The following is a 12,460-nucleotide window of genomic DNA, read 5'->3' as shown; positions in this document are numbered from 1 at the left end:
ACACTTTATTCCGTCATATTCATGAAAGGTTTTATCTTCAATACGTCAACTTTAACAACGCCTTAAATCTGTATCTTTCTTAATCACTTCATGTAGATAAGTCACCCAGCCAAACATCCAAATACAAAAAAAGGACTGGTATCTCTACCAATCCTCTTTAGGGGGTGTTTCGGTTTTCTACCTTATGACAGGTAGGCAGCGCCTATTACTCGTAATCAGTCGCGTATGTATCTTCGTATGTGTGCGAGTAGAATTCGAATAGGTTGCCAAACGGGTCTTCTAGGTAAACCATTTGTGCTTGTTTTAGTTCGTCTTCTGGGTGGTAACGGTGAATATCCATACGTACCTTACCGCCAAACTCTTCAACGCGCTTGATAGCTGAATGAAACTGCTCTTTTGGAAGCTGTAGACAGAAGTGGAAGATGCCTAGACGAGAAAAATCTACTTCGTGACGCTCTTCACGGTCAACCATTTCGAACAGCTCAACACCGATACCATCAGATGTAACTAGGTGTGCAATGTTGAAGCCTTTGAAGCCTTCGCCAAATACAGCGATACACATACGGCCGATTGCTGATTCGCGCTCTTCCATCACTTTGGTGTTGTTCATTACAACTCTTAGACCTAGAGCCTTAGTGTAAAACTCTACTGCTTGGTCCATGTCGCCTACCATGATGCCTACGTGATTCATTTTCATAACTTTCTCCAATTCGTTTTTTATTCTGTGCTTTTCGAAGTCTAACTTCGGTATTTCGTTTCGATGGAGAGAGTATAGGGAGATAGGTTGATTAAATGAAATTATCATAAATTATATTAATGATAATTTTAAGTTATCACCCTCAATTAAGGATCAGCTTACTTGTAGATAAAAAGAGCCACATATCAAGTAATGTGGCTCTGCTTAAACGTCCGAATTAAAACTCTAGCTAGACCACTACGCTTTACTGGTTTGTACTGAATTCGTCATCGGCTTGGTTTTGTTTTCTGGAACCAGAGACATCAACCCGGTAATCACAAGTGCAGCGATGCCCGACATCGTCACTGGCGAGCCAAATATGCTTTGCGCTAGCTTGGGTGCTTCTTTCAATAAGTCAGGTACTAGCATTACTCCAAGCCCTAAACCTAATGAGATAGCGATCGTCATGATTCTACGTCTATCCAACTTTTCATTAGCAATAATCTTGATGCCCGCTGCGGCAACCGTACCAAACATCACCAATGTCGCCCCGCCCAATACAGGTTTTGGAATCGTCATTAATACCGCGCCTAAGATGGGAAATAGACCTAACAGAAAAAGAATGGCTGCAATGAAGTAGCCAATGTAGCGACTCGCGATTCCGGTAAAATGAATCACACCATTATTCTGGCTGAAAGTCGTGTTTGGAAAAGTATTGAATACCGCTGCGATAAGCGAGTTCACGCCGTCACCTAGCACTCCAGCCTTGAGTCGATTGATGTATTTTGGACCCTTAACTGGTTGGCCTGAGAACATGCTATTGGCGGTAAGGTCACCCGTTGTTTCAATAACAGTAATCAAGTAGATAAAAGCAATAGGTAGGAAGGCTTGCCAATCAAAAGCGAAACCATATTTAAACGGGACTGGGATACTCAATAACGGTTGAGATGCAAAAGAAACCATGGGTGCTTTGCCCATCAAAATAGCAACGCCCCACCCTACAACCAAACCGACCAAAATAGACGACAGCCTAACCATAGTATTGTTGCTTAAGTTAAGTGCCACTATGGTTCCGAGAACTATTGCACCTAACATCAGGTTACTTCCAGAACCAAAGTCTTCTGCGCCAACGCCACCCGCAATATCAGTAACACCGACTTTAATCAAAGAGATACCTATCGTCGTGATAACGATTCCAGTCACAACAGGCGTGATAACCACTTTGAGTTTTTCGATAAAGCGCGAGAGGACGATTTCAACAAAAGCACCAAAGAAACAGACGCCGAAAATGGTGGCGAGCATTTCATCCGGCCCGCCTCCATTCGCTTTAACCAGAAAACCCGCGCCTAGTACTGAACCTAAGAACGCAAAACTGGTTCCTTGGACACAGATCATCCCTGCACCAACGGGCCCTATTTTTCTGGCTTGGATAAAGGTACCGACCCCAGACACCATCAATGCCATGCTGATCAGATAAGGAATGTGCTCACCCAAACCAAGGACACCGCCAATAATGAGCGTGGGTGTGATAATACCAACAAAGCTGGCTAATACATGCTGCAGCGCCGCGTAACTGGCTGCTCTGACTGATGGTCGATCGTCTAATCCGTAGATCAATTCACTGTTCTGTTCCATGTGGCTTCCTTTATGTATTTTTTATTGTATACAATTTACACAAAGGCAATAGAGCAACATATATGCCAACGGTTTAACATCATACTTATCAATCAGTTAAGTTTCATCTCTAGCCATTGCTGCACTATAGAGCAACACTGTCGGCTTGTTTTAGTGCAATGGAGAGCACAAAGCACTCCTTTGGTTTGGTTTATCCGTACCCCTTCCCTAATACCGCACAAACAAAAAACGATTGGTATCTCTATCAATCCTTTCTAGGACGTTTAAATCTCAATTAACAAGAATTTGAGCTAAAGAGTGCTTCAGCAATATCTTCGCACCCTAGATTGAGCTTTTGATAAAGCACGAAAGCAGTTTGCATGCACCTATCAGCGGTAGTATTGTTGTCTGAAGTTACTATAACTCTCACAGAGATTCATAAATAGGCGAGTTAATCTCAAAAATATGCCTATTTGTATCAGTTCGAATTTACGGTGCAGATTGATGAAGCAGAAAATTAAGCAGCTAGTAGAAAGTCGCATAACGGAAGATGGCATGCTCGAAACGGGAATAAAGGGAGTTCGCCTATTTAAGGTAACTCAAGCTATTCCGTGTGCTCCCGCCGTCTATGAACCAACGCTAATCGTGATTTTAAGCGGCAGTAAAGAAGCGATATTGGATGGCGATAAGTACATCTATGACAGCAGTCACTACCTGTGCTGCTCAGTCTCCATGCCTGTTGAGGCGGGTACACCAGCAGCAACGCCTGAAAATCCATTGTTAGGGGTAACTATCTCACTCGATACCAAAGTGATGACCGAGTTAGCCATCGTAATGGAGAGTGTCAGCGGCGCAGTCAAGATTCCTAAAGGCAGCCCACAACCTCAAGGGTTATCACTCGCCAATTGGGACGACACTTTTTCTGATGCTCTACTTCGACTGATTCAGTTAGGGGACGATAAAGTTGGAACGGCTATTCTCGGTGAGAGTCGTTTAAGAGAACTCTATTATGCTGTCTTACAAGGTGAAGCTGGTCTTTCAGTGCGAGGCGCGTTTGGCATTGGTAACGAAATTGCCCGTTCAATTGAGTATTTATCGTTGAATCTGACAAAGAACGTCACGATTGATGAGCTCGCATCACATGTGGGAATGAGCCGAGCGGTATTCCACCGAAAATTCAAACAAGCGACCCGAATGTCACCGATCCAATTTATGAAGTCGATGCGTTTGAATAATGCGGCAATGAAGATAGCTGCGGGTAAGAATGTCAATGAAGCTGCGATGGCAGTTGGGTACGTCAGCTCTTCTCAATTTAGTCGTGAGTTTAAGCGTGTATATGGCCAATCACCTAAGCAGTGGAGCCAAGCAAAGCAGCTGATTGAAAACATCGCATAGCAATAAAACAAACTGACTACCAAATCTCTCCACCATACTAAATGAGATAAATAGGCATGTTTTAGAGAGCATGTCGCCTATTTTCAGCTCAACATGAGAGTTAAAGTAACCCCATAAGATTACAACGGGTTATTCATCATGAAAAAACTAATTTCATCTATAGGAGTCAGTATGGTTATTGCTGCCACATCATCGGCTAACGACATCAACAAAGAGTTATACCAACTGACAGATACGGTTCAAGACGCGGAAGGTAACACTTATCGCACCGTTACTATCGGTGAACAGGTGTGGTTAGCGGAAAGCCTGAGAAGCACTCAGTTCCAAGATGGTAGCCCGGTAAGATCTGGCGCGATCCCAAAAGATGATCAAGAAAACCTATTAAAATACGGACGCTTATACAATTGGCATGACGTTTCAGATCAACGAAACCTTTGTCCAGTTGGCTGGCGAGTGGCCACCGATGAGGATTGGAAAAAGTTGGAGCTGGCCATCGGTATGCCTGAGGAAGAAGTACACCAAAACGGTTGGCGTGGGGGTGAGCAAAACTTAGGCTTGCAACTCAAAGAAGCTCAAGCAGACGGGCTCTTTTCCAAAGTCGACCCATCTATTGTCAATAAACAGAACTTCTTTGCTAGACCTGCAGGCGTAAAATGGAATGGTTGGTATATCACTGAAGGTGCTTACACCGAGTTTTGGACTGCGAGCAGCGCATCCGACAAAAAAGGGATTATCCGAACACTTGCTTACGCTTGGTGGAATACACATAAAGGTGAAATACGTAGAGCAACAAGTTCGAAAGACTATATGTTCTCAGTTCGATGCGTAAAAATCGAAGACCAATAAGCGGTCATTGTGGCTGTAGTGCTCCCTGCCAACACTACATCTCCCCTTCCCCAATAACGCAGACACGAAAAAAGGATTGGTATTTCTACCAATCCTTTTTAGGGGGTGTTTCAGTTTTTCTACCTTATGACAGGTAGGTAGCGCCAATTACTCGTAATCAGTCGCGTACGTATCTTCGTATGTGTGCGAGTAGAATTCAAATAGGTTGCCAAACGGGTCTTCTAGATAAACCATTTGCGCTTGTTTTAGTTCGTCTTCTGGGTGGTAACGCATGATGTCCATACGAACCTTACCGCCAAACTCTTCAACGCGCTTAATCGCTGAATGAAACTGCTCTTTTGGAAGCTGTAGACAGAAGTGGAAGATGCCTAGACGAGAGAAGTCTACTTCGTGACGCTCTTGACGATCTTTCATTTCGAACAACTCAACACCGATGCCATCAGATGTTACTAGGTGTGCAATGTTGAAGCCTTTGAAGCCTTCACCAAATACTGCGATACACATACGGCCGATTGCTGATTCGCGCTCTTCCATAACCTTAGTGTTGTTCATTACGATTCTTAGACCCAGAGCCTTAGTGTAAAACTCGACTGCTTTGTCCATGTCGCCAACCATGATGCCTACGTGATTCATTTTCATAACTTGCTCCAAATTCGTTTTTAATTCTGTGCTTTCCGAAGATTAGCTTCGGTGTTTCGTTTCGATGGAGAGAGTATATGGAGATGCGACAATTAACTGAAATTATCATAAATTATATTAATGATAATTTTTTGTTATTTGCGAATTTAGCATCAAACCCCGCTCGCTTAAAGAAACCATGCCTGCCCTGCCTACTTACCTACTTGCCTACTTGCCTACTTAGATACATAGATACATAGAGGCTTACGTGAATAGAGATAAGCCGAAATAGAGAACAACCTAAAGAGCATAGCTACCCAAATAGAACGTAGCCCTAGTTTGATAACTTTTATCGATAGCTTTTATCGATAGCTTTCTTTTATCAAAGATAGGATTTGCCTATTGAATCTATAGAAATGTCCGATTTCACTAATTTCCGGTGCGAATGCAATATAGCTCCATCGACGCGGGATAGCGTTAAACACTACAAATTAGAAAGAGAGTCGAATCATGATCAACACAGAAATCAAACCATTCAACGCAACAGCATTCAAAAACGGCGAATTCGTAGAAATCACTGAGCAAGACGTTAAAGGCAAGTGGGCTGTATTCTTCTTCTACCCAGCAGACTTCACGTTTGTATGTCCAACTGAGCTAGTTGACCTACAAGACAAATACGCAGAGCTTCAATCTCGCGGCGTAGAAGTTTTCTCAGTATCAACTGACACGCACTTCTCTCACAAAGCATGGCACGATACTTCTGACAAAATCGGCACTATCGAATACTTCATGGTAGGCGACCAAACAGGCAACATCACCAACAACTTCAACGTTATGCGTGAAGGTCAGGGCCTTGCAGACCGTGCAACTTTCCTAATCGACCCAGAAGGCGTTATCCAAGCAATGGAAATCACTGCTGAAGGCATCGGCCGTGACGCAGAAGACCTACTACGCAAGGTTAAAGCAGCACAATACGTAGCCGCTCACCCAGGTGAAGTTTGCCCAGCTAAATGGAAAGAAGGCGAAGAGACTCTAGCGCCATCTCTAGACCTAGTAGGTAAGATTTAATCTAAGCCTATCTAAAAAGAACAAATAAAACGGTTCTACAGGCGCGCTTCGGCCTCCCTCCTAAAGGGCAGTTGCGCGCCACCCTTTCAAGCCATCAACAACACAATATTTGCCGACTTGCGCCCCCTTTTTATTTTCCTTTTTCAGCAAGAAGGTATTGGTTAATACCAAGACACAGAATTTAAGAGCAGGCACGATTATGTTAGATCAAGCAATGAAGCAGCAGCTAAAAGCATACCTAGAAAACCTAAAAACCAATGTTCAGTTAGTGCTGAGCCTTGATAGCAGCGATACCGCGAACAAACTTCAAGATCTGGCGAATGATATCGCCTCTCTCACCGACAAAATTGAAGTAATTCGTGATGATAACGCAAGCACTCGCCGCCCTATCATGCAGGTCGTAAACCAAGAGAAAGGCACTGCGATCGGTTTCGCGGGTTTACCAATGGGTCACGAGTTCACATCACTGGTACTTGCACTGCTTCATAGTGGTGGTCACCCTATCAAGCTTGAAGCTGACGTAATCGAACAAATTAAAGAACTCGATCAAGAGCTTAATGTAGAGGTTTTCATCTCGCTATCATGCCAAAACTGTCCAGAAGTGGTTCAAGCATTCAACATGATGTCGGCGATTAACCCTCTAATTAAGACAACTATGATTGATGGCGCAGCATTCCAAGACGAAGTGAAGTCTCGCGACATTATGGCAGTACCAAGCGTATTCATTAACGGTGAGCTATTTGGTCAAGGCCGCATGTCACTGGCTGAGATCCTCAACAAAGTCGATTCAGGCGCAGCAGAAAAGAAAGCGGCCAACCTAAACGAACAAGCACCGTTTGATGTATTGGTTGTCGGTGGTGGCCCTGCGGGTTCTTCAGCGGCTATCTACGCGGCACGTAAAGGCATTCGTACCGGTGTGGTTGCTGACCGATTCGGTGGTCAAGTGATGGATACGATGGCGATTGAGAACTTTATCTCAGTGAAAGCGACAACAGGTCCTAAGCTAGTAGCTAGCCTTGAAGAGCACGTAAAAGAGTACGGTGTTGAGATGATGACTGAGCAGCGCGCTGCGAACATCATTGCAGCCGAAGACACAGGCGACGGTTACATCCACGTTGAGCTAGAGAGCGGCGCAACATTACGATCTCGCACGGTTATCACCAGTACCGGTGCTCGCTGGCGTGAAATGAACGTTCCGGGTGAGCAAGATTACCGCAACAAAGGTGTCGCTTACTGCCCACACTGTGACGGTCCCCTGTTCAAAGGCAAGAAAACAGCGGTTATCGGTGGTGGTAACTCAGGCATTGAAGCGGCGATTGATTTAGCGGGTATTGTTGAACACGTAACCGTACTTGAATTTGCAGACACACTGCGTGCCGACCAAGTGCTTATCGACAAAGCGAACGCAACACCAAACATCGAAATCATCAAGATGGCTCAAACAACGCAAGTGATTGGTGATGGCAACCGTGTAACCGGTCTGGAATACAAAGACCGTAACACCGACGAGCTAAAACAGATCGAACTTGCGGGTATCTTTGTTCAAATCGGCCTGATGCCAAACAGCGAATGGTTGAAAGGTTCAAAAGTTGAGCTGTCACCACGCGGTGAAATTGAAATTAACGCTCATGGCGCAACATCAATGAAAGGTGTATTTGCGGCGGGTGATGTAACGACCGTACCTTACAAACAGATCATCATAGCGATGGGTGAAGGTGCGAAAGCAAGCTTAGGTGCATTTGACCACCTAATCCGTAATTCAGCTCCAGTTAAAGAGGCTGAAACCGCTTAATCTTAAAACTTAAAAGCTTCTAGGCATAAAAGCTTTTAACTCAAGTTCCTTAAATATTTGTTAACTTAATTCTTTACTGTTAACGACTTAGTCGACATTTAGACACCACTCCTATGGATTTAGGAGTGGTTTTTTTCTTTGTGATCTATGCCGGTTGATAAAGCATGAAAGCAACAACAAGCGCGAGACTTCCACCCAAGCAACGGTTCACAAACATCATCTGTTTTGGTGATTGAAGCAATTTTTTAAGCATGGTGCCACAGTACGCCCACACCAACATGCACGGCACACCGGTAATAACCATACCCGCGATAATGGTCACCACTTGAATCAGGTAGTCCGCGTTCGGGGTGATGAACTGTGAAAACACAGTTAATGAAGCAATCCAACCTTTAGGGTTTAACACCTGCACCAGCACGCCTGACATAAAGCCCGAGCGATTGTCGGTGGTGCTTTCTTCGATTTGCATGTTCGCAATCGACCACGCCATAAACAGTAAATAAGCCGCACCCGCGTATTTCAAAATATTGTATAGCTCTGGGTAAAGGGTAAATAGGCTCACCAAACCGACACTGGAACCCGCCAGTACGATGATGATGCCAACAGCGTTTCCAGAGATAAAAGGTAAAGTCGCAGCAAACCCATAACGACTTGAAATCCCAAGTAATGCGATATTGCCTGCCCCAGGTGTAATTGCAATTGATGTTGAAAATAGCAAGAACGCCAGCATTAATTGAGAGCTCATTTCCTCTCACTCCTAATAAGTAAAGTATTTATACGGAGAGAGTTTACAGATTCGACTAGGAATTAAATTGCTATATAGGCTAATATTAATCCAAATTTGAGCAAGACTTTTCTAAAATAGCCATGAAACAGAAAGAATCCACCAAAGAAGTGTTAGATGACACAGATATCGCCATCTTAGAACATATCCAACAAGACGGACGCATGAGCAACAGTAAGCTTGCAGAGAAAGTGAACCTCAGCGAAACCCCATGCTGGCGCCGTTGGAAACGCATGGAAGAGACGGGCTATATCGATGGTTACGCCGCGAAGCTGAATCGTAAAAAGTTAGGCTTTCATGTAGCTGGTTTTACTCTTGTGACCTTGGGTAACCATGAAGTTGAAAACACGGAACCGTTTGAAGAGTTTGTCGAAGTAACCGATTGGATTCCTATGTGTCACTGTATTGCAGGCGGCGCCGACTATATGATTCAAGTGCTAGCGAAAGATTTGGAAGAGTACTTTGAGCGTATTAGCTCGATCAGACGAGTAAAAGGCGTGAGTGCGATTCAGTCCAATATCTCGGTTAAAGAGTTGAAAAACAGCTATAAGCTCCCTCTTGGAGAATAATCTTGCTCCCAGTTGATAAGCAGTCGTCTTGCAACAAAAATTGATACTTAAAAGCCCAGCCACCTTAGAGTCTTAAAATCTAACGATGCTGGGCTTTGATATTGAGCCTAATTAATCGGTTTGATGGCTACTCACATGGCGCTGCAAGGTGAATTAGAGCAAGGCCACCGAGTGAGGTTTCTCGGTATTTCTTATTCATGTCCTTACCCGTTTGATACATGGTCGCGATAACCTTATCCAATGAGATCAGGCTTTTACTGTTACGTTTGAGTGCCATTCGTGAAGCATTAATCGCTTTCATCGAGCCCATCGCATTACGCTCAATACATGGCACTTGTACCAATCCGCCAATCGGGTCACATGTCATACCCAATGAATGCTCCATCGCAATTTCTGCCGCAATGCAAATCTGCTCATTACTGCCACCACGTAAAGCGGTTAAACCCGCCGCCGCCATAGAAGACGAAACGCCTACTTCACCTTGGCACCCCACTTCGGCACCAGAAATAGAAGCGTTGGTTTTGTACAAAATACCAATCGCGCCCGATACGGCTAAGAAATCTTTTAACTGCTTAGTATCCAACTCTTTAATGAAGCGATGGTAATACATCAATACGGCTGGAATCACGCCCGCGGCACCATTAGTTGGTGATGTCACGACTTGGCCACCAGCCGCATTTTCTTCACTCACCGCAAAGGCGAACAAGTTAATCCAATCCATGATTTCCATTGGATCGTTTTCAACGGCCGCATTCGCTTCAAGCTTCTTCAACAAGTTTGGAGCACGACGAATGACGTTCAAGCCACCATCAAGAATGCCTTCAGTTTCAAAGCCACGTTCCATACAACGAGTCATTACTCGCCAGATTTGATCGGCCTTTTCTGAAATAGCATCCGCGCTTTGGAAAGCCGCTTCATTTTGTAGAATCATGCCACCCAAACTCATGCCGTTTTGATCCGCCTGAGCAAGCATTTCATCGGCACTGCTGAATGGGAAGGTGACTTCGACTGATTGGGTTTTGGTACCATTTTGCAGCTCATCCGCTGTCGCAATAAAGCCACCACCAATCGAGTAATAGGTTTCATCAACAATCACATTACCGCTTTGGTCAAACGCGGTAATCATCATGCCGTTTTCATGCAAAGGCAGATTGTCTTCATGAAATAGCATGTCGGTTTGGTCGTTAAAGCCAATGGTGTGACTGCCACTCAGCTGCATTTCACCACTGTTGATAGCAAGGCGCATCGCTTCATTAGCGCTCGTGATTTTAATGGTGTCTGGCTTATTGCCGAGTAAACCCAAGATGGTTGCTCTGTCAGTGTGATGCCCTATTCCGGTTAACGATAACGAACCATATAAATCAACTTGAACACGAACGACTTCTGCGATTCTATCGGCGATTAATTGTGTGAAATGGAAACCCGCAATCATTGGGCCGTTGGTGTGAGAGCTTGAAGGGCCAACACCAATTTTATAGATATCAAAAATGGACAGCATAGATTTACCTGTTAAAAATTAACCAGTTGAGAAAAGTTTACTCATTAAGAAAGAGCGGCATAAAGCCAATCAGGGATAACAGTACAAGCAGCAATCGTCACAACAGCAAAGACCAACAAGCCGTAATGACTCGCCGTAGGCTTAGCGAACAAATGCTTCTGCTTGGCAATAAATTCGTTTTGTTGCTCGGTAACCTCTCCCCAGAAACGACTGACGACAACACCTAACACTAAGAAAACCACAGTGCCAATCAAGGCAAACCAAGGCCAAGAGATGCCACTGTATTTGGCAATGAACACCACAGCTACGCTGCCAATACTGCCTGCAATCACCCCTTTCTCATTCGCTTGTTTGAAGAACAAACCCAGGATGAAAGAACCAAGGCGAATACCGACAAAAATAGAGGTCAGGCTGGCAATCGTTTTGAGCACAGATTCGTTAGAAACCGCCATCAAAGCCGGTACTACAACTGACGCCGCGGCAACCAAACTCATCTTTCTTGCCACCGATTCATAATGTGCATCGGAAGCTTTCTTACGGAAAAAGCGCTTATAGAAATCGAACGTTGCCACTGTCGCCATTGAGTTATAAGTGGAATCCAAGGTCGACATTGCCGCTGCCGAGAGTGCTGAAATCACCAAACCAACAACGATTGGGTTGGTATGGTTAAACACAAAATCGAGAATCACTTCGTTGCTGTTTTCAAAGCTTTGGTCTTGATAAAAGACACTCAGAAGAACGCCCATTACAGAGAAAAACAGGTAAATAAAGAACGCGCCGTAACCACAAAGCAGCATGGATTTTTGTGCAGTCTTAACGTTCTTAGTCGCCAATGTTCTTTGAATAATCAACTGATTAGTGCCATACACACTTAGATGTAAGAAGCTCACAGCCACTACACCTGCCCACAATGTGGTATCAACACCCAAGTCAAAATCGAGGTTGATGATATTCAGGTGTTCAGGAGACAACACTTCCCCTGCATCAATCTTCATCAGCAATAAGGCAAAAATCGCAATGCTGCCGATGATCAACACCGCCGACTGCAACATGTCTGTCCATATGACCGTCGAGATACCGCCCGCATAGGTATACAAAGCGGTAAATAAGCTGATGTAGATGATCGCTTCGGAGATACTCACCGGCAGCACTTGTACCAAGATCAGTGCAACCGCATATAAAATCACCCCTGCCGAAATACACTGAACAACAATAAACACGATGGAATTAATCGTGCGAGCAACAACGCCAAAGCGGTGCTCTAGGTATTCATAAATCGAAGTCAGGCCGAGTTTGTAAAACACTGGGACAAAGAAAACCACAGCGAAAAAGATCACTATTGGGTAATTCAAATGGACGCTCATCGCTTCCATGCCGGAGCTATAAACCCAGCCCGGCATGCCCACGAACGTCATCGCACTGATGTAGGTTGCAAGAATCGACACACCTGCCGTAAACCAACCAAATTGCTTTCCGCCCGTTGAGAAATCGCCACCAACGGCATAACGCTTATTCACTAAGTAACTGATAAATAGAGTAGTTAGTACATACAAAGCAATAACCACAAAACTTGAGTACGTAACCATTTTTAGATTCCGTT

General features: G+C 44.4%; 11 protein-coding genes. 5 read left to right on the top strand and 6 right to left on the bottom strand.

Annotated features, from left to right (window positions below; all coding sequences use genetic code 11):
• Positions 1 to 205 precede the first annotated feature (205 nt).
• Both OQJ75_RS12045 and OQJ75_RS12040 read right to left on the bottom strand, forming a co-directional pair.
• On the bottom strand, positions 206 to 697 hold the full coding sequence (locus tag OQJ75_RS12045; protein ID WP_017629769.1) for a VOC family protein: 492 nt from the start codon (positions 695 to 697) through the stop codon (positions 206 to 208).
• 237 nt (positions 698 to 934) lie between these two features.
• The gene (locus OQJ75_RS12040) at positions 935 to 2,311 is read right to left on the bottom strand and encodes a uracil-xanthine permease family protein (protein ID WP_265973685.1); all 1,377 of its coding nucleotides are present in this window, start codon (positions 2,309 to 2,311) and stop codon (positions 935 to 937) included.
• 483 nt (positions 2,312 to 2,794) lie between these two features.
• Between OQJ75_RS12040 and OQJ75_RS12035 the strand changes: the two genes are divergently transcribed.
• Complete coding sequence (locus tag OQJ75_RS12035) at positions 2,795 to 3,685, top strand: AraC family transcriptional regulator (protein ID WP_265973686.1); 891 nt, start codon at positions 2,795 to 2,797, stop codon at positions 3,683 to 3,685.
• Between the two features lie 171 nt (positions 3,686 to 3,856).
• Positions 3,857 to 4,531, top strand: coding sequence for a fibrobacter succinogenes major paralogous domain-containing protein (locus OQJ75_RS12030; protein WP_265973687.1), 675 nt, complete (start codon positions 3,857 to 3,859; stop codon positions 4,529 to 4,531).
• Positions 4,532 to 4,678: 147 nt separating this feature from the next.
• Here the strand turns inward: OQJ75_RS12030 and OQJ75_RS12025 are convergent, their stop codons facing one another.
• Positions 4,679 to 5,170: a VOC family protein gene (locus OQJ75_RS12025; protein WP_010439712.1), complete on the bottom strand. Its 492-nt coding sequence runs from the start codon at positions 5,168 to 5,170 to the stop codon at positions 4,679 to 4,681.
• Between the two features lie 489 nt (positions 5,171 to 5,659).
• Here OQJ75_RS12025 and ahpC point away from each other — a divergent pair, with 489 nt between their 5' ends.
• Both ahpC and ahpF read left to right on the top strand, forming a co-directional pair.
• A complete protein-coding gene (ahpC, locus tag OQJ75_RS12020; protein WP_004736364.1) occupies positions 5,660 to 6,217 on the top strand; it encodes an alkyl hydroperoxide reductase subunit C in 558 nt (185 codons plus the stop codon).
• A gap of 199 nt (positions 6,218 to 6,416) precedes the next feature.
• On the top strand, positions 6,417 to 8,009 hold the full coding sequence (gene ahpF / locus OQJ75_RS12015) for an alkyl hydroperoxide reductase subunit F (RefSeq protein WP_265973688.1): 1,593 nt from the start codon (positions 6,417 to 6,419) through the stop codon (positions 8,007 to 8,009).
• Positions 8,010 to 8,154: 145 nt separating this feature from the next.
• On the opposite strand, the gene OQJ75_RS12010 is transcribed toward ahpF, so the two are convergent.
• Positions 8,155 to 8,754 carry a LysE family translocator gene (locus OQJ75_RS12010; protein ID WP_017056995.1) on the bottom strand — a complete coding sequence of 200 codons (600 nt, stop codon included), beginning with the start codon at positions 8,752 to 8,754 and terminating at the stop codon, positions 8,155 to 8,157.
• A gap of 122 nt (positions 8,755 to 8,876) precedes the next feature.
• On the opposite strand from OQJ75_RS12010, the gene OQJ75_RS12005 reads away from it, so the two are divergent.
• Positions 8,877 to 9,362, top strand: coding sequence for an Lrp/AsnC family transcriptional regulator (locus OQJ75_RS12005; protein ID WP_017110015.1), 486 nt, complete (start codon positions 8,877 to 8,879; stop codon positions 9,360 to 9,362).
• 127 nt (positions 9,363 to 9,489) lie between these two features.
• Here the strand turns inward: OQJ75_RS12005 and OQJ75_RS12000 are convergent, their stop codons facing one another.
• Together OQJ75_RS12000 and OQJ75_RS11995 are read right to left on the bottom strand one after the other, a co-directional pair.
• Positions 9,490 to 10,860, bottom strand: coding sequence for an L-serine ammonia-lyase (locus OQJ75_RS12000; protein ID WP_265973689.1), 1,371 nt, complete (start codon positions 10,858 to 10,860; stop codon positions 9,490 to 9,492).
• A gap of 44 nt (positions 10,861 to 10,904) precedes the next feature.
• Positions 10,905 to 12,446, bottom strand: a complete 1,542-nt coding sequence (locus OQJ75_RS11995) for a sodium:solute symporter family transporter (RefSeq protein ID WP_265973690.1) — start codon at positions 12,444 to 12,446, stop codon at positions 10,905 to 10,907.
• Between the last annotated feature and the right edge of the window lie 14 nt (positions 12,447 to 12,460).

It is taken from the genome of Vibrio sp. 14G-20, from assembly GCF_026241515.1.
GTDB lineage: Bacteria > Pseudomonadota > Gammaproteobacteria > Enterobacterales > Vibrionaceae > Vibrio.
This window is presented reverse-complemented; position numbering and strand designations above follow the sequence as displayed.